We start from the raw sequence: 26,665 nt of genomic DNA, 5'->3' as shown, positions 1-26,665 counted from the left end.
CCTTTAGAACTGCCCTTCTAAAAAGGCCAGCAGGGGGCCGTCCAGCGCTCGCCATTTCGGATGAAGGGCCATCTTTTTTTCCCAGACGAACTCGACCGCATCGAACTTCCGTGGAATCCGTTGCTGGTCCCTGCTGCCATAGAACGTCTCCGGGTAATGCTCCACGAACTGCATGCGCTGCGGCGGAATGTTGTGTTCGGCGGCCACCATCGTGGCAATGTGGCTGCAGCAGCTTCTCACCGACATCTTGCTCGCTTCATGATCCGTGGCCACAACCACGTACGGCTTGAGATGGGAAACCCCTTCGGTGTCGCCTTTTCTGAGGTCGTAAATCCTGAGCAGACACTGCCCGCTCGCCAGCCGCAGTTTGCCGCCGAATCCCTCCCAGCGAAACAGGTCGTTGAAAATCAGCATATCCATGCCTTAAGATAGATCTTCACCGGGCCCCATGCAAGAGCTATAATTGGAGATCGGAGGTCAGCGGTCGGAGGCCGGAAGCAGGGGGCAAGGGCAATCCAACCTCCAAGCCACGAAGGACACAAAGAATAATATTACCCTGCGGGGCTCGCAAGAGGCCAGGAACCAGAAGTCAGACGCCTCACGCCTTATGCCTTGCGCCATACGTTTTACGTTTCACGTTTCACAGACCAGTAAGCAGTGGGGAGTGTGGCGTAAGAAGTCTGCTACAAGCAAAAACCCTCCCTACGCCCTGCTGCCTACTCCCTACTTCCCTCAGGGGTCAACTCCTGGTCATGGCACTGTATATCCGCAGCAGCCTGTCGGGCAGTTCCGAAACGTCGGTGATCACCATATGATTCAAGGGGCCGTACAGCTCGTCCAGCCGCGGGTCGCCGGCAATGTTGACCGAAATGCCCCTGAAGACAATGTTCCTCGAAAATGCTTCCTGGACGGCCTTGCGGGTGTCGGCAATGGCGTACCCCTGTTTGTATCCCACGTCGTTGGGGAATCCGTCGCCGATGGCAATCAGCAGCCGCACCCGGGCCGGAATCTTCTCCAACTGCAGGGTGGCGTGCCGGATCGCCGCTCCCATGCGCGTGCTCCTGCGGGCCACCATGGCGTTGACATTTTCGAAAATATCCGGCCCGATGGGTTCGTCGAAGTCCTTGATTCTGAAATAATCGACCCCGAACCGGCCGGTCCCGGAATACCCGGCCACCGCAAACCGGTCCCCGACAATGGAAAGGGCCTCGCACATCAGGACGATGGCAGCTTTCTCCACATCCAGCACCGTCCGTTCCGTTCCGGCGGCACGGTTGGCCGTGGAGCGCGACAGGTCCACGAGCACCAGCACGGCCACGTCGCGCAGCTGCTTCATCCGCTTGATGTAAAGCCGGTCCGACGGCATGATGCCGGCCCTGCGATCCAGGACAAAGTCGAGCAGGGCCCGGTAGTCGAACTCGTCGCCCTCCACCCACTGCCGCAAGATCGCCAGGCCCTCGGGCCTCAACATCTCGAAGGCATGGCGCATCCTTTTGACCAGCCCGGCATGCCGCACCAGGGTTTCCGCATAAAAATCACCGTTGCGGCCGTCAATCCTGCGATCGGTCACCCGGACATAGTCTTCGAGGTAATCGCCCATGTTGCAGTCCCATTCACGGTGCCGGCACGCTTCCCCGTCGATCGCGGTACAGGGCGCCGTGTCCAGTCCGGAATCCGCCAGAAGCGCGGACAAGTCCATCCCGGAAAGATCCAGGCGCTGCCGATCCGCCGGCTGCCCGCCCCCGCCGTCGACATCCCCGGCTACAAGCACGATTCTTTCGATGTCGGCGGTTGAAATCCGTCCGCCGTTGTCGATAAGCTTTTCACGCACGTCTGCTTTATATGCCTTGAGGCCCTTCTTCCTCAATGCCGCGACAATCTCGCGGGACACGCAGTCATAGCGGGCAAAGGAGTTGTAGACCAGGTCGGGCCGCAGCTGCCGTCCGAACGGAAAAAGCCGCCTTGCGCCCTTTTGGAGCTCAGGCCCGGCAATCGCCGTCTCGGTTTTCAAAATTTCGGTCAAAACACCGTAGGCAAAAACCGTCAGCCGGGCGCTCGCCTCCACCATGGGATGCCTTTCGAGTTCATCGCCGAAACGCTCCCGGATACGCGCCATGGCAAGGGTGGCAGCCGGCCCGTATTTCCCGCCCGACGGCAGGGAGGTTTCAGCACCCAGAGCGATGTCGTGGTAGAGGGAGAGCAGAACCGCATCCCCCTCGCCCGCCGCGTGCATGCGCCCGGCCTCCTTTCGAAACAGCGGCAGCACCTTTTTCACCATCCCGGGGTATTGCCGGGTGAGCCGTTGCCGGATGCGGCCATGTTCGAAAACGGTGAAAAGCGCGGCTGCCAGGAACCTGTCGGGGAAAAAACCGAAAAATGTTTCCAGGTCGGCCCCTTTGTCAGCCTTCCCGCGACCATCTTCGCCGGCGGCCAGATGCCCTGCGCCCTCCATGCCGGCGATCAGGTCCATGGCTTTGCCGACATCGAATGCGTGGGATCCGCACTCGAACAACCCGGCCTCCAGCTTGGTCAGTGCCAGATAAAGCATTTTGTTTTCAGCCGGGGTCGGAAAAACGGATATCTCCTCCGGCAGGTAGATGAAGCGTGTGTCGGAAAAACACTGCGGCCGGTCCAGCGGCGGGTGCTCGCCGGCTGCCAGGCCGGCCACGGGTGCGCCCAGGGAGCTTACCGGACGAATCGAAATGCCCAGCCCGGTGCGTGCGCGCACGTAGGCGGTGAGCGTCTGCTGGACCTGGCTGAAGGTGACGGCCACCTGCATCTCCCGGCACTTTTCCAGGGCCGCGCTTGAATCAAGCGCCATGAATTTGACTCCCTGATCAGGTGCCCGCTGAAACTTCTTCAGAACCAGGTCGACAAAATCCCCCAGGCTTTTCCGGGACAACAGGTCAAGACCCCTTTCCCGTCCCCGCAAAAAGGCTTCCGCCAGTGACTGCTCCACGGCAACCGCACGGGCCAGCTCCCTGATTTGCCAGGTGCGTTTCATGGGTGCCATGGACGCCACCGCAGTGGGCAGCATATAGGTGTAGCGCAGGCTCTGGTTGTAGTTGATATCCTGTGAAAAAGCGGCGTTCAAAAGGTCGAGATACGCCATGGCCGCTGCCGTCTCACCGGCTCGCAACAGGGCGGACATGCCTTCCAGGGGCCCCTTGAGGGTGTAGGCCCCCTTATGGCACATGGTGTCGAAAACGTCGCTGAACCGGTTTGCCAAATCCCAGTTCCCGTGTGCCAGGACGGGCACCAGGTGCAGAGCCATCATTTTGCCGACGGTGGGGCCGTGCGCGCCCCATTTACGAACGTTTTCCCGGTAAAACCGGATTTTTTTTTCCGAACAGGGGCCGATCAGGCGCGCGTAGCCCTTTGCCAGGGCTCTGCCGAAGGAGACTTCCAGGGAAAGCCCCCACATGGTTTCATCGAGAAGAAGCGCCATGCGCTCCACCGTAACAGGGCCGTGCCGCCCGGTTATGTCGCCGACGTCGGCGGCCATTTCCGGATCGGCCGCTGCCAGTCGTTCGAGGACCGCCGTACCCTCACCCATCGAACATGTCTCCGATCAGTTCCCCCAGGGTTTCCTGCAACCTGTCATCGTCCGTCAGCGGCAGGCAGATGGCCGTTTTACACGCCTCTTGAACCGGGATGCCCCGGTTGATCAGCTGGGCGGCATAAATGAGAAGCCGTGTGCTGGCTCCCTCCGTGAGGCCGTGCTCACGGATATTGCGGATGCGGTTGGCCAGTTCCACGAGCCCCAGGGCCGTCGTCGGGTCGATCTCCCCCTCATGGGCGACGATCTCCGCCTCTTTTTCGACCCCGGGATACTGAAATTCCAGGGACACAAACCGCTGGCGCGTGCTCTGTTTGAGATCTTTGAGCACCGACTGGTATCCGGGATTGTAGGAAATCACCAACATGAAATCGGTGTGGGCCTGGATGGTCTCCCCTTTCTTGTCTATGGAAAGCATGCGCCGGTCGTCGGTCAACGGATGGATCACAACCGTCGTGTCCTTGCGTGCCTCCACCACCTCGTCCAGGTAGCAGATCGCCCCCTCCCTCACCGCCCTGGTCAGGGGACCGTCGATCCATACAGTCTCGTCGTTTTTCAACAGATAACGCCCGATCAGGTCGGAGGCGAACAGGTCCTCGTGGCAGGCAACGCTGATCAACGGTTTTTTCAGCCGGTACGCCATGTGCTCCACGAAACGGGTTTTGCCGCACCCGGTGGGCCCTTTCAGCATGACCGGCAGCCGTGCGTCGTAGGATGCCTCGAACACCTCTATTTCGTTGTCCGTGCTCAGGTAGTAAGGTTCCGCCTCTATGATGCCGCCTGTATTCATATAAATTTCAACTCCCTTTCTGGTTTTCCTTTCGGGCCGGCTGCGCCGCCACCCGTCCTCTCTGCGTCCGCATTGACTTTTAATAATTCATTGTTATTTTTCCGATTTGGTATTATACCCCGATTCATCGAACAAGCGGGTTTTACCCGGGTACACCGGTTGACCTTTGCCTAATTTGAGGATTTACCTGCAGGCCATTGCCAGGGCACCATATATCGAAAACTTATGATAGACAACCATGATATGATTCACCGCCTCGAACACGAGGGCAAGGAAATTCTGCTCATCGGCACCGCCCACGTTTCCCGGGAAAGCACCGAACTCGTCGCAGAGACCATTCAGTCGGAGGCTCCGGATACGGTCTGCGTTGAGTTGTGTGAATCCCGGTACGAGTCCATCCGCCAGACAGACAAATGGCGCGACATGAACATCATCAAGGTAATCAGGGAAAAAAAGACCTTTCTGCTCCTCTCCAACCTTTTGCTGGCATCCTTCCAGAAACGCATTGCCGACAAGCTGGACATCAAACCCGGAGCGGAAATGATCGCCGCCATCGAATCGGCCGACGCCTGCGGCGCCGCCATTCACCTCGCGGACCGCGATATCCGCGTGACCCTGTCCAGGACCTGGCGCGTCATGGGACTGTGGGCCAAACTGAAGGTCATCTTCCAGCTCGCCCTCTCACTGGGAAATGCCGAGGAGATCACAGAAGAAGATGTCGAAAAAATGAAGCAGGAGGACATGCTGCAGTCGCTGCTTTCCGAAGTCGGGAAATCCCTGCCGGTGCTCAAGCGTATCCTCATCGATGAGCGGGACCGCTACCTGGCGCAGAAAATAAAAACCGCGCCCGGGAAAAAAATCGTGGCCGTGGTCGGCGCCGGTCATGTGGCCGGGATAAAGCGGTACTGGGAAGAGGAAACCAACCTGGCGGACCTGGAGGTGATCCCCCCCAAGGGCAGGACCGCCGGTTTTTTGAAATGGCTGATTCCCAGCCTCATCCTCGTCCTGTTCATCTACGGCTTTTTCAACGGGGGATCCAAGGCCGGCGCCGGCATGATCACCTGGTGGGTGGCGGCCAACGGCATAATGGCCGGCATAGGCGCCACCGCAGCACTGGGCCATCCTTTCACCATCATGTCATCCGTGCTGGCAGCCCCCCTGACCTCCCTGAACCCCATGATAGCCGCAGGATGGGTTTCCGGACTGGTAGAGGCTTTTTCGAACAAACCCAAGGTCAAGGACCTGGAGCGCCTGCCTGAAGACATCCTCACCGTTAAGGGCTTCTGGAAAAACAAGGTCACCCGCATCCTTTTGGTGGTCGTTTTCACCAACCTGGGCAGCACCATCGGCACGATGGTGGCCATCCCCATGATGGTCAAGGCGCTGAATTAGGGCACTTGCCATACACATGCTCCGTTTCAAAATTGGATCGGAAGGTGGCGGGTTCAGGCTACACGGAACGTTATTCTGACAAACACGACAGCATCCGCCCGACCATTACGTTATCCTCACCACCTTCCGGATAAACACCCCGCCGCCGGGCCCGGGATGGCTTTTCTCGACCACTTTCAGGCGATTTTCGGCAAACAGCTGGATGCAGGCCGGATAGAGCTCCCACTCCAGACGGAGCCCCCTTGCCCTGACCGTTTCGAGGGTGTCGTCGGGACGAATCGCGAATGCACGCTGCCCGATGATCGGCCCCGTGTCCTCGCCGTAATCCACGAAATGGACCGTGCAGCCCCCGACCTTGCAGCCGTACCGGACCGTGTCGCCGTACCCGTCGGTGCCGGGAAAGGCCGGCAGAAGGGCCGGATGGATGTTCATGATCCTGGGGAGGGAGGGATCGGTGTTGATGCGGTCGATGATGTAGGGCGACAGTTTGCGCATGAAACCGGCCAGCACCAGCAGGTCGAACGGGTATCCGGCCATGCCTTCCAGAAGACGGCTTTCGGCGGCGGCCCGGGTGGCCAGAAAGGCGGCGATTTCCCGGCGGTCACCCCGCGCGTTGAAAAGGCCCTGCCGCGAAAAAGCCAGGTCGGGATCGAAATCGTCGGGCAGCTTGAAGCCCGCCGGATCTTCCCTATACGTCTCGAAGATCTTCCTGTATTCACAGACGAAGGTCGGGATGCCGTGGCGCCGGGCCCGCTCCAAGCCGCCTGCCCCGGGGGTGTCCGCAGCGACAAAAACCACATCGCCGTCGACAGCGCCCGACCCGCAAGCGTCGATGATGGCCTGGAGGTTCGACCCGCCGCCGGATACCAATGCGCCGATTCTTATGCTGTTTCCCATAGCCGCCTCTCGAGTATATACCCGGGCCCGCAGGACCCGGCACTGGTTCCACCCTGGAACGGTGTTGCAAAGAAAATATCATATCGATAACACCATTTCTATGATTTATCCAATGGTGACCGCCAAAGATGGTGTCCATTTGTTCCCTGTCGCCTGCCCTGAAGCAAGCTGCAGGGCAGCGCGCGCTATTCCGGCCCATCGGTTTTTGCAAAACGGATCGGCCCTCGCCGCTATAGGTTGACATTGCAGCGCCACATTATTATATTCCTTTGAAAACGAAGACCTGAACCGGGCAGATGTTCACCGAACGCTCTATTCAGGAACAACCTACGAAAGGAACCAATATTATGGCTGAAGGTATTGTGGATATCGGCGACAGCAGTTTTGATGCGGAAGTGTTGCAGGCGGACAAACCCGTTCTGGTGGATTTCTGGGCGCCCTGGTGCGGCCCCTGCAAGGCAATCGGCCCGGTTGTGGAAGAGCTTTCGTCGGCGTTCGGCGACAAAGTGAAATTTGCTAAATGCAACGTGGACGACAACCCGGTAACCCCTGGAAAATACGGCATTAAGGCTATTCCAACGCTGATTTTTTTCAAAGACGGCAACGTCGTCGAACAGATCACCGGCATGGTGGCGAAATCGAAGCTCGAGGACGCCATCAACAACGTGCTGTAACACCGGCGCCCGAAAAGGTGGCCCGACAGGGCGGACTCCAAACGGCGGTGATGCCTGTTTGTCACCGCCGTCGTTTTATGGCGCAGCTGGTTCGGCCGCAACGGCCCCGGTGAACGGGGCGCTGCCGGCACCTTACATCGAAAGGGTCTTATGAAAAGGCTGTTTATCTTCATCTTCGCCGTCAGCTTGGTGTGGCCGTTTATAGGATGCAGTTCAATCGATCCCGATGCCGACAAACCGGTCCACGAACTGGCGGCCAATGGCCTCGAAGCCTTTGAAGAAAGGGACTACAAGGATGCGATCAAATACTTTGAAAAGCTCAGAGATTGGTACCCTTTCAGCAAATACGCCAAACTGGCGGAACTCAAAATAGCCGATGCGCACTATCACCGGAAGGAATACGCGGATGCCATCACCGCCTATGAGGACTTCGAGGAGCTGCACCCTAAAAACGAGGCCATTCCCTATGTCATCTATCAGATTGGACTCTGCCACTACGAACAGCTCGGCACCATCGACAGGGATCAGGCGTCGGCCAAAAAAGCCATCAGCGTTTTCAACCGCCTGATCGAGAATTACCCTGACGACCCCTACACCGCCAAGGCCGGGGAACTGTACCACCTGTGCTTGAAAAGCCTGGCTGAACACGACCTGTATGTGGGGCTCTTCTACTACAAAACCAAGCACTACAAAGCCGCCCTGCACCGATTTCAGACAGTGGTGCGCAAATATCCGGATGTCGGCGCCCATGAGACGGCGTTGAAATACATTGCCGCCTGCGAAATGGTTCTGGCGAAACAGGAGGCCGAATAAAAGCGCGGGCCGCTTGCATGAGGCTATCGGGGTTCCGGGGGGACGCGTATGTTTATACCCACCCCGGGTTGAAAACCATAAAAAATGCTTTACACGCATGATAATCTAGTGTAAGGATTTTTTTTTATAATTAGAATTGCATCCGGACGCCAAGCCTTAAAGAGACGGCACCGCCGGATACCGAGGAGAAAATACAATGTCCAGAGTATGTGAAATATGCGGGAAAAAACCCATGGTCGGCAACCATGTGAGCCATGCTCACAACCTCAACAAAAGAAGATTCAATCCCAATCTTCAAAATGTTCGAGCGTTCCATGATGGGAAAAAGAAAAAGATGGTTGTCTGCACCACCTGCATCAAATCGGGCCGTGTGGTCAAAGCATCCTAACCCACCCTTTTAACCCCTTGAACATATTTGATCTTGTTTAAATCCGAAACCACCTTATTCAAGTGGGCCGTGTTTTCGACCCCCAGGGTGATAAACGAATCCACGGTTTTGTCGTCCTTGGTTTCGGTGTTTACGCTGAGGATATTGGCCCCGTTCTTGCTGATGGAGGAGGCGATATCCGCCAGCAGCCCGACCCGGTCCAGTGAATTGAGTTTGATCTTGACCGGGTAGGTCTGTTTGATCTCGTCGCTCCATTGCACATCGATCTGCCGGTCCGGGTTCATTTTCAGGGCATTCACACAGTTGGTCCGGTGGACGGTCACGCCGAAGCCCCGAGTGATGTACCCGGTGACGGGATCACCCGGTACCGGTTGACAGCACTTTCCAAAACGCACCAGAATATCGTCGAGCCCCTTGACGACAACGCCGACCTGGGGTTTTTTCTTTCTGACCTTACTGATCAGCTTGTTCAAAAGGGACCCGTTTTCCGATTCCGGCTCCGTTTGCGTGGCAAACCTTCTGGCAATCTGGAGGGGGGTGGTCTTGCCGTATCCGACACTTGCTATCAGGTCGTCCACCGTCTTGAAGCCGAAGTGCTCCACCACACTGCTCATCTCCTCGCTCCTGATCAGCGAGCCGAAGTTGAGGCGGTACTTCCGGAAGGTCTTTTCACACATCTCCCTCCCGAGGGACAGGCTGCGCTCCTTTTCCTGAACCTTGATCCACTGGCGGATCCGTGAGCGGGCCTTGACCGTTTTCACGTAATTGAGCCAGTCCTTGCTGGGGTGGGACCCCTTGGAAGTGATGATTTCAACGATGTTGCCTGTCTGCAGCTCATATTTCAACGGCACCATGCGGCCGTCCACTTTAGCACCGGTGCACTGGTTGCCGACCTCGGAATGAATCAGATAGGCAAAATCGACGGGCGTGGCCCCCTTGGGCAGGGACTTGATTTCCCCCTGGGGGGTGAACACGTAAACCTCGTCCGGGAACAGGTCGATGCGCACATTTTCCAGGAACTCCTGCGGATCGCGGAACTCGGCCTGGTTCTCGACCAGGCTCTGGATCCAGGCAAACTTGGCATAGATTTCGCTGTCGCCCTTTTTCCCCTCCTTGTAGCTCCAGTGAGCCGCAATGCCGGATTTGGCCACCTTGTCCATCTCATGGGTGCGAATCTGTATCTCGATCCTCTCGCCAAACGGCCCGATGACCGTGGTGTGCAGAGACTGGTACATGTTCGGCTTGGGCACCCCGATGTAGTCCTTGAATTTTTTGGCAATAGGCTTCCACAAAGAGTGCACGATGCCCAGGGCCTCGTAGCATTGGGGGATGGTGTCCAGAATGATGCGAAAGGCGATGATGTCATACACCTCCTCGAAGTTCAGGTGCTGGCTGATCATCTTCTGGTAGATGCTGAAAAAATGCTTGTATCGACCCAGCACCACACACTGGAGGTTGCTCTCGTCCATCTTCTTCTTGACGAAGCTCTTGACTTTTTCGATGTACTCTTCACGCTCTTCGCGATCCTTGGCAACCAGCCCTTGGATGTTGTCGTACTCCTCCGGTTGGGTATATTTGAAGGAGATGTCCTCGAGCTCGTTCTTGATCCAATAGATGCCCAGCCTTGCCGCGATGGGTGCGTAAATGTCGATGGTCTCCTGAGCGATGGCGCGCTGCTTGATTTCCTTGTGAAACTGAAGGGTGCGCATGTTGTGAAGCCGGTCGGCGAGTTTGATGAGGATGACCCGGATGTCATCCGCCATGGCCAGCAGCATCTTGCGAATGCTTTCGGCCTGGCGCGCCTGTTTGCTTCCCAGGGGCAGGGTGCTGAGCTTGGTGACGCCGGACACGATGTGGCGCACCTCCTTGCCGAACATCTCCTCGATCTCATCGGGGGTGGCCTTGGTGTCTTCGACCACATCGTGCAGAAGCCCTGCGGCAACACTCTCCGGGTCCAGCAGCATGTCCGTCAGAATGCCGGCCACTTCCAGGGGGTGGGTCAAGTAGGGTTCCCCGGACAGGCGCATCTGCCCCTGGTGGACCCTGGCGGAGTAGACGTAGGCCCTTTCGACGAGGTCCACGTCGGCCTCGGGATTGTGCTCCACCATTTTGTCAATGATGTCGTTGATTCTAATCATGCGACAGACTGAATGCTCTCGAGCCCTGAATGATTCGCACAATGGTCAGGCAACTGCATCGCAGTCGCCCGGAACTCGCCGCCCCAAACATCCCGCATCCGGAATTCGGTGCCGGGCGCTTAGTATGCTTTGGCAAAAATAACCTGCCGTCCTCCCGGCTTGCCGCAGCAGATGCAGCCCTTGTCCGTAATCTCGCTGTCGAAGGGGATGCAGCGAATGGTCACCTTCAAGTCCTCCTTGATGGCCGCCTCGCAGGATGCGTTGCCGCACCAGGGCGACATTGCAAACCCGCCATGGATTTCGGGCTTCTCGCTGTCCTGCGGTGTAAAGTAGTCATAGAAGGCCTTGTCGTTCGAAATTTCCCGGGTGTTCGCCTCTCTGAAGGCAAGCGCGCGGTCGTATAAATTGGCCTGTATCTCATCCAGGATACCCGCGAACGATTCAAGGAAGCGGTCGACAGGCATCGATTCCCTGTCACGGTGAGCCTTGTCGCGTCTGCCCACAAAAACGGAATTTTCGGCGATGTCCCTGGGACCGATCTCCACCCTGACGGGAATGCCTTTCTTGATCCACTCCCAGCCCCTGGCACCGCCGATATCCCGGTCGTCCACTTCGATCCTGACCCTGCGGCCATGGTAGTACTGGTTCCGCAGGCGCCCGGCAAGGTCGTTCACGTAGGCCATGACCTTGTCCCGCTCGCCCGGTTTTCTGACAATGGGCAGCAGGACGGCATGCGACGAGGCGACCCTGGGGGGCAGGATAATGCCGTCATCGTCCCCGTGGGTCATGATCACGCCCCCTACCAGGCGGGTCGACGTGCCCCAGGAAGTGGTCCAGGCGTATTCCTCCGTTTCATCAGGGGTCTGAAATCTGATTTCGGACGCCCGGGCGAAATTCTGCCCCAAGAAGTGGGAAGTGCCGGCCTGCAGGGCCTTTCGATCCTGCATCATGGCCTCGATGCACAGGGTGTCCACGGCTCCCGGAAATCTTTCGGAAGCCGACTTGCGCCCCCTGATCACCGGCATTGCCAGGTATTCTTCGGCGCAGCGGGCATACACATCCAGCATCATGCGGGTGCGCTCGACGGCTTCCTCCTCCGTGGCGTGCACGGTGTGCCCCTCCTGCCAGAGGAACTCACTGGTTCTTAAAAAAATGCGCGTGCGCATTTCCCAACGCACCACGTTGGCCCACTGGTTGATGAGCAGGGGCAGGTCGCGGTAGCTCTTCACCCAACGGGAAAAGGAGTCACCGATGATGGTTTCCGACGTGGGTCGCACCACCAGAGGCTCTGCCAGTTCGCCGGCGGGAACGAGCCCGCCCTGTTCATCCTTTTCAAGGCGATGGTGGGTCACCACGGCACATTCCTTGGCAAACCCTTCCACGTGCTCGGCCTCCTTTTCCAGAAAGCTTTTGGGAATGAACAGGGGAAAATAGGCATTCTGAACACCGGTTGCCTTGAACATGTCGTCCATTGCGCGCACGATGTTCTCCCAGAGGGAGTACCCCCAGGGTTTGATCACCATGCACCCGCGCACGGAGGACCGCTCCGCCAGGTCCGATGCTTTCACCACCTGCTGATACCACTCGGGGTAGTCCTCCACCCGGGTGGGTTCGATTGCCGTTGGCACCTTTTTGCTCATCATCTTCCTTTCGTACATGTTGCCGTGTTGTTTATACAACGGTGACGTTTATGCAACTCTCCAACAGGCCAGGCCACCGTCTCCCGGTGCTACCGATGACGGTATGCCGCTTCACAAGCATCCAGCTCCTTTAAAAGGACGTCGGCCAACTGCTCCTGGGGCAGCGTCTCGACCACCTCGCCCTTTTTGAACAAAACCCCCCTGCCATCGCCGCCGGCAATACCGATGTCCGCCTCCCGGGCCTCCCCCGGCCCGTTGACCACACACCCCATGACGGCAATCTTGATGGGGGCCGTCATGGTGAGGACCCGTTTTTCGATTTTTTCGGCGATGTCGAACAGGTCGATGTTGCAGCGCCCACAAGTGGGGCAGGAAATGATGTCGGGCCCGTGGCGGCGGATCCCCAGCGCTTTCAGAATCTCGAACCCTACCCGGACCTCCTCGACGGGATCACGCGTCAGCGACACCCGGATGGTGTCCCCGATGCCTTCGGCCAGCAGCATACCGATGCCCAGGGAGGATTTGACGATGCCGGAATAAAGTCCGCCGGCTTCGGTAACGCCCAGATGGACGGGAATGTCGGATTTCTCGGCAAACAACCGGTAGGCTTCCACGGTCCGCGTCACATCCGAAGCCTTGATGGACACCTTGAGATCGTGAAAATCGAAGGATCTGAGGATATCGACGTTCCTTAGAGCGGATATGACCATCGCTTCAGCGGTGGCACCCCGGTATTTTTCGATAAGATCCTTTTCCAGCGACCCCGCGTTGACCCCTACGCGGATGGGGACCCCGGCCTCCCGGGCACAATCGGCAACTGCCTTTACCTTCCGGGAGGAACCGATGTTGCCGGGGTTGATCCTCAGTCCGTCGGCCCCGGCCCCGACAGCCGCTATCGCCAGGCGGTGATTGAAGTGAATGTCCGCAATCAGGGGAATGGATATTTCCATTCTGATACGGCGGATCGCCCGTGCGGCCGCCTCGTCCGGCACCGCTACGCGCACGATCTCGCACCCGGCCGCCGTCAGCCGCCGGATTTGTGCAACGGTGGCGGCCACGTCAGCCGTTTGCGTGTTGGTCATGGATTGGACCGCGATGGGTGCGCCGCCCCCGACCTTTACCTTACCGATCCTGACCTGCGCGGTCTTGTTGCGTTTGACGGAAAGAGACATGCCCCTCAGAATATCAGACGAACAGGGCGAGTTCAACCCCGGACAAAGGGGTTGGTCTGTTTTTCCCTGCCGATGGTGGTCCTTCCCATGTGGCCGGGATAGACGACGACATCGTCGTCCAGTACGTACAACTTTTCCCTGATGCTGGCTTCCAGCGTAGCAAAGTCTCCTCCCGGAAAGTCCGTGCGGCCGATGGATCCCGCGAACAGCGTGTCGCCGACGAACACGTGGCCTCCGGTGAGAAGGGAGATGCCGCCCGGCGTGTGACCCGGCGTGTGCAGCACCTTGAAGGTGATGCTGCCGCAAGTGACGGTTTCGCCGTCCTCGAGCAGCCGGTCCGCCGGCGGCGAATTGTCCGCCCGCATTCCCATGGCGGCGGCGCTCTGCGACAGCTGGGTAAGCATCGGTGCATCCAGCGCATGGATCATGATCTTTGCCCCGGTAACCTCCTTGAGCCTCGCGTTGGCGCCCACATGATCGAAATGACCATGGGTATTGATGATGCAGCCGACCGTCAGGTGCGAATCCGCCAGAGTCGCCAGAATCCTGTCCGCATCCTCGCCCGGGTCGATAACGGCTGCTTTTTTGGTTTCCTCACATCCGACGATAAAGCAGTTGGCCATGATCGGCCCCACTGCAAGTTCTTTTATGATCACTTCAGCCTCCTCTACATTGGAAAGCCTTACCCATGAAAGGCATCACGACAACGCTTCCGGGGGTGGCTTCTTGACGTTTTTTTTGGCCTGCTCTACCAGTTCCACCAGGCTGGCCACCTTGGGCTTCGGTTTGGCGGCCATCAGCCTCTCAAATGCTTCCGGGGAAAGATGCTCCTCCAGGTACGACCGGATGTCGAACGCCTCCCACCAGCAGTCCATGATTTTGAAACACGGCCCGTCCTCCCCGGAATGCAGGCAGTATTTGAAGGGAACGGGACCTCCCAGGCGCGGACATCTTCTTACGCTGGTCTCCCGGGGGGCTTCCTCCCCGGCCTTTAGTTCACCTTTGTCGAGTGCTAAACGGATGCTGTCCAGGATGCCGTTGATGAAAGCGCCCGATTCGTCCGTACCGAACTTCTTGCCGATGTCAATCGCCTCGTTGATGCTGACCTTTACGGGGATATCCTCGAGAAAAAGCACCTCATAGACCGCCAGGCGGAGGATGTTCCGGTCGACACATGACATGCGGTGAATTTTCCAGTTGCTGGAGTAACGTTCGATGACCGCGTCCACCCTCGCCTTAGAGGCGATCACACCCTGTACCAGCTGCAGAAAAAAAGGACGCACCTTCTCGGAAGGCTGGAAATTGCGGCAGTACAGGTCCAGGTTTTCCAAGGAAATGCTCCTGTTGGTATCCATATAAAAAAGAGCCTGCATGGCAAGCTCTCTTGATTTGCGGCGATTACCCATTTATCAGACCTGGTCGACCATATGGTTCAGGTTGGCCATCTCCACGGCGGACACGGCCGCACTCCAGCCTTTGTTCCCGGCCTTGGTGCCGGCCCTTTCAATGGCCTGCTCGATGGTGTCGGTAGTGACGATGCCGAAAATGACCGGAACCTCGGCTTCCAGGCCGACCATGGCGACACCCTTGGACACTTCCGCACTCACGTAGTCGAAATGCGGCGTCGCCCCGCGAATGACCGCCCCGAGGCAGATGATGGCGTCGTGGCGGCCCTTTTTGGCCACCTTCTTGGCGATCAGCGGGATCTCGAACGCGCCGGGGACCTTGATGACGTCTATGTCCCCGTCTTTAGCCCCGCATCTCACCAGCGCATCCACGGCGCCGCCCACGAGCCTGTCGGTAATGAAGTCGTTAAAACGGCTGACCACGATGGCAAACGTCTTCCCCTCGGCAATCAGATTGGCTTCGACAATTTTCGGCATGGTTTTTCCCCCAAAAGTTTGGCTTCAAATGCTGTTGTATGGTTAATTTGCTGAATGCCCTGGATCCCCGTCCCCCAAGTTGTCCCGCAAGTCACTGCGGCAGGGATAGGCCCCTGCGCTGCATATTCTGCGTGCCCTTTGTGCCTTTGTGGTTCCGGCTAAGAATTGATCATTTCACACGTATTGAGCAGGTGCCCCATCTTCAACCGTTTGCACTCGAGATAGCCCTTGTTGTACTCGTTGGGCGGGACCTCGATGGGGGTCTGCTCTACGAGGCTCAACCCGTAGCCCTCCAGGCCGACCATTTTTTTGGGGTTGTTGGTCATGAGGCGCATCTTTCTGACTCCCAGTTTGACCAGGATCTGGGCCCCGATGCCGTATTCGCGCAGATCGTCCTTGAACCCGAGCTCGTGGTTGGCCTCCACCGTGTCCATTCCCTGCTTCAGCTGCAGCTCATAGGCCTTCAGTTTGTTGACCAGGCCGATACCGCGCCCCTCCTGACGCATGTATACGATCACCCCCGACCCCTCTTTTTCCATCATGGCCATGGCCCGGTGCAGCTGTTCACCACAGTCGCAGCGCAGGGAACTGAATATGTCGCCGGTCATGCACTCGGAGTGGACCCTCACCAGAATCGGCTTTTCCGGGTCGATCTCGCCCTTGACCAGCGCGATGTGGGTCAGGTCGTCGATGTCGTTTTCAAAGGCGATAATCCTGAAGTCCCCGCCATAGCTCGTGGGGATGGAAGTCTGAGCGGCGATGTGGACAAACGATTCCGTACGGGTCCGGTATTCCACAAGATCGGACACGGTGCAGATGCCGATACCATGCTCCGCGCTGAATTTCTCGAGGCTGGGCATTCTTGCCATGGTACCGTCTTCATCCATGATTTCGCAGATCACGGCCGCAGGCTTCATCCCGGCCAAGCGTGCCAGGTCGACGGAGCCTTCGGTCTGGCCGACCCGTACCATAACGCCACCGTTCCTTGCGCGCAGCGGAAAAACGTGTCCCGGCCGTGCCAGGTCCCCGGGCACGGCGTCGTCCGCCACGGCCGTGAGAACGGTCGTGGCCCTGTCTGCAGCGGAAATGCCGGTGGTAACACCCTTTCTAGCCTCTATCGACACCGTGAAGCCGGTCTCGAAACGCGATGTGTTATTGTCGACCATCATAGGCAGGTCCAGGGAATCGCATTTTTCCGCCGTCATGGGCAGGCAGATCAGGCCCCGTCCGTATTTGGCCATGAAATTGATGGCCTCGGGCGTGACCGCCTCCGCGGCCATGCATAAATCTCCCTCGTTTTCACGGTCTTCGTCATCCACCAGGATGACCATGCGACCGGCCTTGATTTCTTCGATAGCCTCTTCGATCTTCAACAGCGACATTGAAAAACTCCTGATTGCCGGCCCGTATCAGCAGGCCGTACAGTTGTAATCGATCTCATTTCAAGAATCCGGACCGCGCCAGAAACGCCATGTCAAGCGACGATCCACCGGATTCCTTTTCAATGGTCTTGTCAGGCCTGATGAAACGCTCCACGTATTTTCCGATCATGTCGGCCTCGATGTTCACCGTGGCGCCCACCCCCTTGAACCCGATGGTGGTCATCCCGCCGGTGTGCGGAATGATGCTCACGGCAAACGATCGCGTATCACACGTATTGACGGTGAGACTGATGCCGTCGACGGCTACGGATCCCTTCTTGATGATGTAACGCGCCACTTCCGCCGGGACCTCGACCGTCACCAGGGTGGCGGTGCCGGCCGCCTCTTTGCGGGCAATGACCCCCGTTGCGTCCACATGGCCCGACACCAGGTGCCCGTCGATGCGATCCGACAGCATCAGTGCCCGTTCAAGGTTCACCCGCTCGCCGATCCTGGCCTTTCCAAAGGTCGTCTTCTCGACCGTTTCCTGGGACACATCGGCCGCAAAGCGCCTGCCGGAGATGGTCACCGCCGTCAGGCACGCTCCGTTGACCGCGATGCTGTCGCCGATCTTCGTTCCGTCAAGGAGGAAATCGGCCTCCACGGCCAGGCGGATGCCCTGCCCCGAGGGTCGGGTGCCGGTAATGGTTCCCAAGCCTTCTATGATGCCAGTAAACATGCGTTCGACCCAGCTGAAAGGGTGCTAAGGATCCAAGGAATCAAGGATCCAAGGGGTTGATTTTAAACACGTTATCTTCAGCCTCGATCATCCGGAAGTGCTAAAACGCTCAACCAGTGTAATATATGCACGAAACCATCATCCGCAACCGTTCGCGCCCGTCTTTATCCCTGCGGGTCTGACGTCCGACGGATATACCCCTCCACCAGGACGTCCTCGCCGAATCGCTGCACATGGGTGTCCTTCAGCACCAGGCAGTCCCGCATCAACGCCGGCCCCCGGCCGCTCGCCATGGGCACGCCGTCGCTGCCTCCCAGAATTTTGGGCGCGTAGAAGAACATCACCTTGTCCACGATGCCCGCCGCAAGGGCCGCACCGGCCACCTGCCCGCCGCCCTCGATCAACACGCTGGTGACCCCTTCATTTCCCAGCGTCTCCATCAGTGCGCCCAGGTCCACACGGCCGTTATCGAGCCGGGTCTCCACAATCCGGCCGCCGGCCGCTTCGATGGCCTTTCTGCGCTGCAAAAGTGCCCCATCGGCAGCCGGGGGGCCCGCAGCAATAACCGTTTCGGCATCGGAGTCCACTTGAAACACCCTGGCACTTGCCGGCGTCGAGAGCCGGGTGTCCAGAATGATGCGTTTGGGGTCGCGCCCCCCTCCCCCCTCGAGCCGGGTCGTCAGGCTGGGATCATCCTTGAGGACCGTACCCACGCCGACCATGATGGCATCGGCAGCGTGCCGCATGGCATGCACGTGCATCCGGGCCGCCGCCCCGGTAACCCACTTCGAGTCGCCGGTCCGGGTGGCGATCTGCCCGTCCAGGGTCGCCGCGCACTTCAGAATGACAAAGGGTTTTTTGGTCTGAATGTATTTGACGAACACCTCGTTCTGCCGGGCGGCTTCTCTCTCGCGGATACCGCCGACCACCTCCAGGCCCTTTTGCCGCAGATAGTCCATGCCGCCGCCCCGCACGTCCGGGTTGGGGTCCAGCATGGCGACGACCACTTTCCTTATGCCGGCTTTCAAGATTTTTTCCGTGCAGGGAGGGGTGCGGCCGAAATGGTTGCAGGGCTCCAGGGTAACGAATATGGTTGCGCCCCTGGCCCTGTCGCCCGCATCGTCGATGGCGTTCACTTCGGCGTGGGGTTCTCCGGCGGCGTGGTGGTAGCCCCGGCCCACCACCCGGTCGTCTCGAACGACGACCGCACCGACCATGGGATTGGGAGATGTGTACCCCCGGCCCTTTTCGGCAAGAGCGAGGGCCTGCTGCATGAACTGTCGATAGGCTTTCATGGTTGAGGATAAGGCTGCCCCGGAAGCTACTGCTTGGTCAAAAGGCTCTTGAGCTCCGAAACGAAATCATTGACGTCCTTGAATTCCCTGTACACGGATGCAAACCGGACATAGGCAATGTCGTCCAGGTCGTGCAGGATGGCCATAATTTTTTCACCGATAACGGAAGAGGGGATTTCCTTCTCCCCGGTTTCCCGCAGGTCCCGTTCGAGTTCATCGACGTGCTCTTCGATCAGGTTCATGCTGATATTCCTTTTTTCGCACGCCTTCTTGATTCCCGAACGTACCTTTTCACGGTTGAAAACTTCCCGACGCCCATCTTTCTTAATGATCATGATGGGAATCTCTTCGATGTGCTCATACGTCGTGAATCTGCGGGTGCACAGGAGGCATTCCCTGCGCCGTCGGATGACGCCCCCGTCCTTGCTCACCCTGGAATCGATGACCTTATTGTCGATCTCCCCGCAAAATGGACACTTCATGCAACCTCCCCAGAATCAGCGACCTCCGGCAGAGTCGAAGATGTGGGGAAAGCCCCGCAAAGGGACCTGATCTGCCCTCGGCGCTGATTTGTACCAAGAATTTTATCTTTATTTTTATTTTTTGTACACATGCGTTGTCAGGCCATCACAAATTGCATATCGTTTGTCTTGGTTGCACCCACTCGTGTAACAATAGATTTATATATGATTTTCGCTTAATTTTTAAAAAAAAGAAAAAATTCCTGGTTTCGCTCCCTTCATCAACCACCGGGGTTGTTTGTGTCAAACCGCCCCTCGAGAATGGCTCTCACGGGATGAGCCAGTGGCGGATGAAGGGACTCAGGGTTCTATTCTCAACACGTCAACGCCGGCTTCGCCGAGCATCGCTTCCGACATCGCATCTGCATATCCGGACAGGTAGTAAATGGTCCTGATCCCCGCGTTGATAATCATCTTGGCACAGATGGAACAGGGCAGATTGGTGCAGAAAAGAGTGGCCCCCTTGATGGAAACGCCGTGATAAGCCGCCTGTATGATGGCATTCTGCTCTGCATGGATCCCGCGGCATAGCTCGTGGCGCTCGCCCGACGGCACCTTCATCTGTTCCCGCAGGCAACCGGTCTCCCTGCAGTGGGCAATATTCATAGGGGCGCCGTTGTAGCCCGTGGACAGAATCCTTTTGTCCTTGACAATGACGGCCCCCACTGACCGGCGCAGGCAAGTGGAGCGTTTGGCCACCAGCAGGGCGATATCCATGAAATACTGTTCCCACGATGGGCGTTCATCCGCTGAAGCCATTATGCCGTTTTCTCCTGTATGCACCAATCACTCACCACGTCGAAAACTGTCATCATAAATCGGAAAGGCTTCGCAAAGCCCCCGGATCTCCTTGCGCACGCTCGCCACCACCTGTTCATCGCCCATGTTTTTAAGAACGTCCGCCATCAGGCGGGCAATAAGCGCCATTTCCGCCGCTTTCATCCCCCGGGTGGTGACGGCCGGGGAACCGACCCGGATGCCGCTGGTAACGACCGGGCCGCGGGTGTCGAAGGGGATGGCATTTTTATTGACGGTAATTCCGGCCTGCCCGAGGGCCGTTTCGGCGTCCTTGCCGGCCACCCCCAGGCTGCTCAAATCCGCCAGCATCATGTGATTGTCGGTGCCACCGGAAACGAGTTGCACCCCGTTTTCCATCAGGTGTTCCGCCAGGGCCCGGGCATTTTTAATCACCTCGACCTGGTAATCGGCGAACGATCCCGCCAGCGCCTCCTTGAAGGCCATGGCCTTGGCCGCGATGACGTGCATCAGGGGGCCGCCCTGGATCCCGGGAAAAATCGCTTTGCTCAACCGCGCCCCGAACTGCGATTTTGCCAGAATCAATCCGCCTCTGGGGCCCCGCAAGGTCTTGTGCGTCGTGGAGGTGGTAATATCCGCATGGGGAATGGGGGAGGGGTGAAGCCGTGCAGCAACCAGTCCGGCGATGTGGGCCATGTCAACCATCAGCATCGCCCCCACGGACCGGGCGATGTCGGCAAAGGCGGCGAAATCGATAGTACGCGGGTAGGCGCTCGCACCGGCAACGATCATCTTGGGTTTGTGTTTCCGGGCCAGGGCTTCCAGGGCCTCGTAATCGATGGTACCGGTTTCCTTTTTCACGCCGTAGTGCACGAAGTTGTACAGTTGGCCGGAAAAACTGACCGGGCTGCCGTGGGTCAGGTGCCCGCCGTGGGCCAGGTCCATCCCCATGATGGTGTCCCCCGGGTTCAGCACGGCGAAGTAGACGGCCATATTGGCCTGCGAACCCGAATGGGGCTGGACGTTGACATACTCCGCGTTGAAAATCTTTCTGGCCCTCTCGATGGCCAGCTCCTCGGCCATGTCCACGTATTCGCACCCGCCGTAATAGCGCTTGTCCGGATACCCTTCGGCATACTTGTTCGTCAGCACACTTCCCTGCACGGCCATCACTGCACGGCTGACGATATTTTCAGACGCGATCAACTCCAGGTTGTACTTCTGCCTTTCGAGCTCCTTTTCGATAACCGCTCCCAGCTCGGGATCGATTGCGTTGATGATGCTGTCGTTCAATCTCCTCTTTCCCCCTTCTTCCCGGCGGTTCGGGCGTTGGCGCGCATCCTGCCGTGATCTCGTCAAACGGCGTCGACCACGTCAAATTTTTCCAGGCGCAGGCTGTGCCTGCCGCCTTCGAACGGCGTTTCCAGCCAGGTCCTGACGATCTCCACCGCCAGGTCGTCCCCGATGACCCGCCCCCCCATCACTAGAATGTTGGCGTCGTTGTGCAGGCGGCTCATTCTGGCGGCAAAAATGTCCCCGCACAGGGCCGCACGCACGTGGGGAAAGCGGTTGGCAACCATGGACATGCCGATGCCCGTGCCGCACATGAGGATGCCGCGTTCGAAATCGCCCCTGGATATCGACGACGCCACGATCCTGCCGAAATCAGGATAGTCCACCGACGCCTCGCCTGCCGGCCCCACATCTTCCACGAAGAGGCCCTGCTCCTCCAGAAAGGCCTTGATCCTGGTCTTCATCTGAAAAGCGGCATGATCGCTGCCGATGATCACGCGTTTGCTGTTGTCGTTCATATCCGCAACCCTCTCATTCCTTAAAAACGCCGGGGAAGGCAACCGGTCATTTTCCCTCTCGATCTGCATGCCCCTGCAAAAAGATCCGTAAGAAAATCAGGAACCAATACCCTTTTCTTATGTATAATCAATGGATAAATTCCGCAAGGGAAAAAATAGGGGGAAATGAACGGGGAAAAGGGGATGACCCGTTGCCGGCAGGCCGGGAACGCTGCCGGCCGCAGGGTTATCAGCCGCCGTATTTCCTGAACACCAGGCTTGCGTTGGTGCCGCCGAAGCCGAAGGAGTTGGACATCGCATATTGGATATCCTTTTTCCTGGCCGTGTTGGGGACATAGTCCAGGTCGCACTCACCATCCGGGTTTTCATAATTGATGGTGGGCGGCATCACACCGTTAAAAACGGACAGGGCGGTGAAAACGCTTTCGATGCCCCCGGCCCCCCCCAAAAGGTGGCCGGTCATTGATTTGGTCGAACTGACGCAGAGGCTGCTGGCGTGCTCCTGAAACAGGGTCTTGATGGCCCTGGTTTCATAAAGGTCGTTCAGGGGGGTGGAGGTGCCGTGGGCGTTGATGTAGTCCAGGGAGGCTGGCGCGATGCCGGCATCGTCGAGGGCTGCCCGCATGCAGCGCACGGCCCCGTCGCCATCCGGCGCCGGGGAGGTGATGTGGTAGCCGTCGCCGCTCATGCCGTACCCGACCACTTCGGCATAAATACGGGCGCCCCTTTCCAGCGCACGCTCCAGCGTCTCCAGAATCATGATCCCGCAACCCTCCCCGATCACGAAGCCGTCCCGGTCCCTGTCGAAGGGGCGGGAGGACTTTTCCGGTTCATCGTTGCGGGTGGAGAGCGCCTTCATGGCGTTGAAGCCGGCGACAGCCGTGGGCGTAATGGTGGATTCCACCCCGCCCGCGATCATGGCATCCGCCGCCCCGCGGCAGATCACGTTGCAGGCGTCGCCGATGGCGTGGCTGCCGGCGGCGCAGGCCGTGGCCACGGATGAATTCGGTCCCCTGGCACCGAAATGAATCGATATCATCCCGGGCGCCATGTTCCCGATCATCATGGGAATGAAGAAAGGCGTGACGCGCTTGGGCCCCTTTACGTCGACGATGCGCGTCACCTCCTCCAAAATGTGCAGGCCGCCCAGCCCGCAGCCGGTTATGACCCCCACCCTGCCGGCATTGGATTCGTCAATGGTCAGGCCGGAATCCGTAAGGGCCATGCGCGTGGCGGCGATGGCGTAAGCGATAAACTCGGAGGTGCGCTTGGCTTCCTTCTTGGGAAGGTGGTCTGCGGCGTCGAAGCCCTTGACCTCGGCCGCAATACGGGTCTGGAAACCGGTGGCATCGAAGCGCGTTATCTCCCCGATGCCCGACGTCCCCGCACAAAGCGCGTTCCAGGTTTCCTCCACGCCGACACCCAGCGGCGTGACCAATCCGACACCTGTTATGACAATATGCTTATTCATCAGTGGGCCGCAATGTAGTCCATGGCGTCCTGGACGGTCTCCATTTTTTCCGCATCTTCGTCGGATATGTCGACATCGAACTCCTCTTCCATGGTCATGATCAGTTCCACCAGGTCCAGTGAGTCCGCACCCAGGTCATCCACGAAAGACGCTTCGGGAACCACTTCACTCAAGTCGACACTCAATTTTTCGGCAATGATCTTTTTTACCTTATCTTCGATAGACATGACTTTTTTCTCCTTTCACTAGAGACAGTCAGCCCGCCAAATTCTCTTTTTTGGGGGGATTCCGACTGCCCTGTATTGAACATCAATCCGTGTAAAAAATTGTTTCTAATGTTGCGATCAGGTGTACATACCGCCCGATATATGAATCACCTGCCCCGTGATGTAGCCCGCCGCGTCCGACGCCAGAAAGGCCGTCAAAGCGGCGATCTCCTCGGGCCGGCCGGCCCTGGCCATGGGGATCATGGCCAGCATGGCCTCTTTGGCCTTGTCGGGCAGGGCCGCCGTCATGTCCGTTTCCACGTATCCGGGAGCCACGGCATTGACCGTTATGTTGCGCGACGCCAGTTCCCTGGCAACCGATTTGGTCAGGCCGATGATGCCCGCCTTGGAAGCGGAATAGTTGGCCTGGCCCGGGTTGCCCATGGCACCCACCACGGACGTGATGTTGATAATCCTTCCCCGGCGCTGCTTCATCATGGGGCGGGTAACGGCCTTGATGCAGTTGAACGCCCCCTTCAGGTTGGTCTCGATCACGTCGTCCCAGTCTTTTTCCTTCATCATGACCACCAGCCCGTCGCGGGTGATGCCGGCGTTGTTGACCAACACGTGCACGCCCCCGTATCCGCCGACCACATCCTTTACAAACCCGGCAACCGCTGCCGACGAGGCCACATCGACCCTGGCGTAGCTGGCGGTACCGCCCTTGGCCTCGACCAGTGCCGCGGTTTCCCTGGCCGCTTCCTCGGCCGCGTTGTAGTTGAAACAGACGTGGGTCTCAGGATCGGCGAAGGCCAGGCAGATGGCGCGGCCCAGGCCCCGGGATCCGCCGGTGACGATGACGATGCGCTTTTCCTGATCGGTCATGGCTTCCTCTCGAAAAGGATGTCCGCGACCTTGTCCATGTCGTCGACGACACCCTTCTGGCCCTGTAAAATCTGCCTGAAGTTCACCTCGTCGAGAAACGCATCCATCCGTTCCCCGTCGTAAAGGCCGGTTCCCTGCAAGATCGCGGGGATGGCCGCCGCCGTCAGCCGGGAAACGTCGGCCGCAAAAACCCTGGACATGGCCGAGAGTTTTTCGGCCTCGCCCTCTCCGCCCGCAGCGAGCCTCGCGGCTTTACGGGCGAAACTGGCCCCAATCTCCACGTGGGCCATGAGGTCGGCCAGCTGAAACATGACGTGCTGGCTGCGGGTCAAGCGGTTGTCATGGGCCACGGCGACAAGTTGGTTCAACGCCTGGGCGCAGGCCGCAAGGGCGGCGCCGCCCACCGCATCGAGGGGCTGCATCTCCCGGGCGATGGCGCCGTAAAACTCACCCTTGGTCTTGCGGGTCTTTTTCCAGCGGAAGGTGCTGACGATGTTCTGCTGGATTTCGCTTGTGCCCTCGTAGATGCAGGTGATCTTGACGTCCCTTTTTATCTTTTCCACCTCGAATTCGGAAATGTAGCCATATCCGCCCAGAGCCTGAATGGCGTCGTCGGCCGCCCGGTTGGCGGATTCACTGGCGAACAGCTTGGCAATGGAGCCCTCCACCTGGAGGTCATTGTCACCGGCGTCCAACTGCGCGGCCACCGCTTCCATGAAAGCGCTCACCGCGGCCACACGCACCGCGTGGGGTACCACCAGCTTGTGGGTGTAGCCCTGTTTTTCCGACAGGGGCGATCCGAACTGAATGCGCTCCTTGGCATACTGAATGGCAATCGAAAGGGCCGAGTCGGCCGCCCCCAGGGCCATGGCCGCCACCATCAGGCGCGTGTAACCAAACACCTTGTTGGCCTGCTTCATCCCCTGGCCGGGAACGCCGCCGATCAGGTTTTCCCTGGGCACGTACACGTCCCGGAAGGTGAGCGGGGAGGTGTTGGAAGCCCGAATACCGTGCTTCTCCTCTCCCTTGCCCTGGCCGAATCCTTCGGTGCCCTTCTCGACCACAAAAAAGGCCGGGCCCTCCGGTGTTTTGGCCAGCACGGTAACGAAATCCGCATATCCGCCGGTGGAGATGAACTGCTTGTTGCCGTTGATCACATAGCCTGCGACGCTGCCGTCGTCACCCGTGACCGGCTCCGCCCTGGTGGACAAGGCCGCCAGGTTGCTGCCGGCGCCCGGTTCCGTGACGGCATAGGCCACCAGAGAATTCCCCTCGGCAATCGCGCCCAGCCAGCGCCGCTTCTGCTCCTCGGTGCCCCCGACCACGATGGGGTCCGCCCCCAGCTGTATGGCGAAAAAGGCCGTCCCCACCCCCAGGCAAATCCGGGCCATTTCGCGGGTGACGGCGCAGCAGTCTCTGGCGCCGCCGCCCATGCCGCCGTATTCCTCGGGGATAAACAGAAGTTGCAGCCCGATCTCGGGTCCCAGCATTTCACGGATGATATCTTCCGGAAATATTTCATTTTTATCCAAATCGAGAATCTTCTCGCGCGTGAGGAGTTTCTTGCGCAACTGGGCCACCATGTCGATGACCATCTGCCTCGATTCCAGATCCAGTCCGTACAGGTTCATCTCACCACCGTTTTGATCTTCCGCCATACCGGTCCTCTTTAGATTATCGCATCACAACCTCAGAAACTTACCATTTCAACCCTGCTGCCGACAATCCGCCTCTCTTTATAAGGAGCCGGCGCTGCAACGTCGAGATGCTCTTTACGCGGTGCTTGATTTATTCTTCGGTTTCTATGACCGTGCGCCCCTTGTAGGAACCGCAACTCGGGCAGGCGTGGTGGGGCATCACCGGCTCTCCACACTGCGGGCAGGTACCCGGATTGGGTGCGGTGACTTTCTTGTGGGTGCGTCTTTTATCCCGCTTCGACTTGGATGTCTTTCGCTTTGGTACAGCCATGATCTATCTCCTAACTATCTATTTATTTTATAAAATTTTCTATTTTTGTCTTTTGCTAAAAATAGTGAGCCTCTAGTAATTGAAAAGAAACGAATTGTCAAGGATTTTAACCTCTCCGTTCGATTTTGTTCTGTTGTACTCTTCGGGCGTATGTGCTATTGAGATGCCCCATCGAAGGTTTATTTCGGAGATTTACGCGTAACTATCTGTTTAATATATTTTTTATGGGAAAATGTTCCCCGGGGACACCGGGCGTCGACTGGGGGAAGCCACGCAGCTGAATGCTGATCGGCGTGCGTTTAAGCC

25 protein-coding genes and 1 pseudogene are annotated in these 26,665 nt (G+C 58.4%); 4 read left to right on the top strand and 22 right to left on the bottom strand.

The window, feature by feature from the left end; genetic code table 11:
* Positions 1-3 precede the first annotated feature (3 nt).
* The 3 genes from LJE94_15790 to LJE94_15780 all read right to left on the bottom strand — a co-directional run bounded on the left by LJE94_15790 (position 4) and on the right by LJE94_15780 (position 4,334).
* The gene (locus LJE94_15790; protein ID MCG6911567.1) at positions 4-414 is read right to left on the bottom strand and encodes a hypothetical protein; all 411 of its coding nucleotides are present in this window, start codon (positions 412-414) and stop codon (positions 4-6) included.
* A 325-nt stretch (positions 415-739) separates the two neighbouring features.
* Complete coding sequence (locus LJE94_15785) at positions 740-3,556, bottom strand: hypothetical protein (protein ID MCG6911566.1); 2,817 nt, start codon at positions 3,554-3,556, stop codon at positions 740-742.
* The gene (locus tag LJE94_15780) at positions 3,549-4,334 is read right to left on the bottom strand and encodes a CbbQ/NirQ/NorQ/GpvN family protein (protein MCG6911565.1); all 786 of its coding nucleotides are present in this window, start codon (positions 4,332-4,334) and stop codon (positions 3,549-3,551) included. Before LJE94_15780 ends, LJE94_15785 begins: the two co-directional genes overlap by 8 nt.
* A 240-nt stretch (positions 4,335-4,574) precedes the next feature.
* Here LJE94_15780 and LJE94_15775 point away from each other — a divergent pair, with 240 nt between their 5' ends.
* Positions 4,575-5,741 (top strand): TraB/GumN family protein, encoded by a 1,167-nt coding sequence (locus LJE94_15775; GenBank protein MCG6911564.1) that lies wholly within the window; start codon positions 4,575-4,577, stop codon positions 5,739-5,741.
* A 105-nt stretch (positions 5,742-5,846) separates the two neighbouring features.
* Here LJE94_15775 and purN read toward each other — a convergent pair whose 3' ends face one another.
* Positions 5,847-6,638 (bottom strand): phosphoribosylglycinamide formyltransferase, encoded by a 792-nt coding sequence (purN, locus tag LJE94_15770; protein MCG6911563.1) that lies wholly within the window; start codon positions 6,636-6,638, stop codon positions 5,847-5,849.
* 347 nt (positions 6,639-6,985) lie between these two features.
* On the opposite strand from purN, the gene trxA reads away from it, so the two are divergent.
* The 3 genes from trxA to rpmB all read left to right on the top strand — a co-directional run bounded on the left by trxA (position 6,986) and on the right by rpmB (position 8,513).
* Positions 6,986-7,312, top strand: coding sequence for a thioredoxin (gene trxA / locus LJE94_15765; GenBank protein ID MCG6911562.1), 327 nt, complete (start codon positions 6,986-6,988; stop codon positions 7,310-7,312).
* Between the two features lie 150 nt (positions 7,313-7,462).
* Complete coding sequence (locus LJE94_15760) at positions 7,463-8,125, top strand: outer membrane protein assembly factor BamD (protein MCG6911561.1); 663 nt, start codon at positions 7,463-7,465, stop codon at positions 8,123-8,125.
* A 196-nt stretch (positions 8,126-8,321) separates the two neighbouring features.
* Complete coding sequence (gene rpmB, locus LJE94_15755) at positions 8,322-8,513, top strand: 50S ribosomal protein L28 (GenBank protein ID MCG6911560.1); 192 nt, start codon at positions 8,322-8,324, stop codon at positions 8,511-8,513.
* Here rpmB and LJE94_15750 read toward each other — a convergent pair.
* The 18 genes and pseudogenes from LJE94_15750 to rpmF all read right to left on the bottom strand — a co-directional run bounded on the left by LJE94_15750 (position 8,510) and on the right by rpmF (position 26,359).
* Positions 8,510-10,651, bottom strand: coding sequence for a bifunctional (p)ppGpp synthetase/guanosine-3',5'-bis(diphosphate) 3'-pyrophosphohydrolase (locus tag LJE94_15750; protein MCG6911559.1), 2,142 nt, complete (start codon positions 10,649-10,651; stop codon positions 8,510-8,512). The two genes, rpmB and LJE94_15750, sit on opposite strands and share 4 nt — an antisense overlap.
* A 119-nt stretch (positions 10,652-10,770) precedes the next feature.
* Positions 10,771-12,291, bottom strand: a complete 1,521-nt coding sequence (proS, locus tag LJE94_15745) for a proline--tRNA ligase (GenBank protein ID MCG6911558.1) — start codon at positions 12,289-12,291, stop codon at positions 10,771-10,773.
* Between the two features lie 89 nt (positions 12,292-12,380).
* Complete coding sequence (ispG, locus tag LJE94_15740; protein ID MCG6911557.1) at positions 12,381-13,463, bottom strand: flavodoxin-dependent (E)-4-hydroxy-3-methylbut-2-enyl-diphosphate synthase; 1,083 nt, start codon at positions 13,461-13,463, stop codon at positions 12,381-12,383.
* Between the two features lie 32 nt (positions 13,464-13,495).
* The gene (locus LJE94_15735) at positions 13,496-14,119 is read right to left on the bottom strand and encodes an MBL fold metallo-hydrolase (protein MCG6911556.1); all 624 of its coding nucleotides are present in this window, start codon (positions 14,117-14,119) and stop codon (positions 13,496-13,498) included.
* A gap of 360 nt (positions 14,120-14,479) precedes the next feature.
* Positions 14,480-14,869 (bottom strand): annotated as a pseudogene (gene nusB / locus LJE94_15730) (transcription antitermination factor NusB).
* A 3-nt stretch (positions 14,870-14,872) separates the two neighbouring features.
* Positions 14,873-15,346 carry a 6,7-dimethyl-8-ribityllumazine synthase gene (gene ribE / locus LJE94_15725; protein MCG6911555.1) on the bottom strand — a complete coding sequence of 158 codons (474 nt, stop codon included), beginning with the start codon at positions 15,344-15,346 and terminating at the stop codon, positions 14,873-14,875.
* 158 nt (positions 15,347-15,504) lie between these two features.
* Positions 15,505-16,728 carry a bifunctional 3,4-dihydroxy-2-butanone-4-phosphate synthase/GTP cyclohydrolase II gene (locus LJE94_15720; GenBank protein MCG6911554.1) on the bottom strand — a complete coding sequence of 408 codons (1,224 nt, stop codon included), beginning with the start codon at positions 16,726-16,728 and terminating at the stop codon, positions 15,505-15,507.
* Positions 16,729-16,783: 55 nt separating this feature from the next.
* Complete coding sequence (locus LJE94_15715) at positions 16,784-17,446, bottom strand: riboflavin synthase (protein MCG6911553.1); 663 nt, start codon at positions 17,444-17,446, stop codon at positions 16,784-16,786.
* A gap of 164 nt (positions 17,447-17,610) precedes the next feature.
* Positions 17,611-18,741, bottom strand: a complete 1,131-nt coding sequence (ribD, locus tag LJE94_15710) for a bifunctional diaminohydroxyphosphoribosylaminopyrimidine deaminase/5-amino-6-(5-phosphoribosylamino)uracil reductase RibD (GenBank protein ID MCG6911552.1) — start codon at positions 18,739-18,741, stop codon at positions 17,611-17,613.
* A 26-nt stretch (positions 18,742-18,767) separates the two neighbouring features.
* Positions 18,768-19,223, bottom strand: coding sequence for a transcriptional regulator NrdR (nrdR, locus tag LJE94_15705; GenBank protein ID MCG6911551.1), 456 nt, complete (start codon positions 19,221-19,223; stop codon positions 18,768-18,770).
* Between the two features lie 339 nt (positions 19,224-19,562).
* Positions 19,563-20,021, bottom strand: a complete 459-nt coding sequence (locus LJE94_15700; protein MCG6911550.1) for a cytidine/deoxycytidylate deaminase family protein — start codon at positions 20,019-20,021, stop codon at positions 19,563-19,565.
* Between the two features lie 27 nt (positions 20,022-20,048).
* Positions 20,049-21,299 (bottom strand): serine hydroxymethyltransferase, encoded by a 1,251-nt coding sequence (locus tag LJE94_15695; protein MCG6911549.1) that lies wholly within the window; start codon positions 21,297-21,299, stop codon positions 20,049-20,051.
* A 74-nt stretch (positions 21,300-21,373) separates the two neighbouring features.
* Complete coding sequence (gene rpiB / locus LJE94_15690; GenBank protein MCG6911548.1) at positions 21,374-21,829, bottom strand: ribose 5-phosphate isomerase B; 456 nt, start codon at positions 21,827-21,829, stop codon at positions 21,374-21,376.
* Positions 21,830-22,058: 229 nt separating this feature from the next.
* A complete protein-coding gene (gene fabF, locus LJE94_15685) occupies positions 22,059-23,300 on the bottom strand; it encodes a beta-ketoacyl-ACP synthase II (protein ID MCG6911547.1) in 1,242 nt (413 codons plus the stop codon).
* Positions 23,300-23,527, bottom strand: coding sequence for an acyl carrier protein (gene acpP, locus LJE94_15680; protein MCG6911546.1), 228 nt, complete (start codon positions 23,525-23,527; stop codon positions 23,300-23,302). Before acpP ends, fabF begins: the two co-directional genes overlap by 1 nt.
* 117 nt (positions 23,528-23,644) lie before the next feature.
* Positions 23,645-24,391 (bottom strand): 3-oxoacyl-[acyl-carrier-protein] reductase, encoded by a 747-nt coding sequence (gene fabG / locus LJE94_15675; protein ID MCG6911545.1) that lies wholly within the window; start codon positions 24,389-24,391, stop codon positions 23,645-23,647.
* Positions 24,388-26,049, bottom strand: coding sequence for an acyl-CoA dehydrogenase family protein (locus LJE94_15670; GenBank protein ID MCG6911544.1), 1,662 nt, complete (start codon positions 26,047-26,049; stop codon positions 24,388-24,390). The genes fabG and LJE94_15670 overlap by 4 nt, the downstream gene beginning before the upstream one ends.
* Before the next feature lie 130 nt (positions 26,050-26,179).
* Complete coding sequence (rpmF, locus tag LJE94_15665; protein ID MCG6911543.1) at positions 26,180-26,359, bottom strand: 50S ribosomal protein L32; 180 nt, start codon at positions 26,357-26,359, stop codon at positions 26,180-26,182.
* Positions 26,360-26,665: the final 306 nt, after the last annotated feature.

This window comes from Deltaproteobacteria bacterium, assembly GCA_022340465.1.
Classification (GTDB): domain Bacteria; phylum Desulfobacterota; class Desulfobacteria; order Desulfobacterales; family B30-G6; genus JAJDNW01.
The sequence above is the reverse complement of the archived record's forward strand: the minus strand, read 5'-3'. Positions and strand labels throughout refer to the sequence as shown.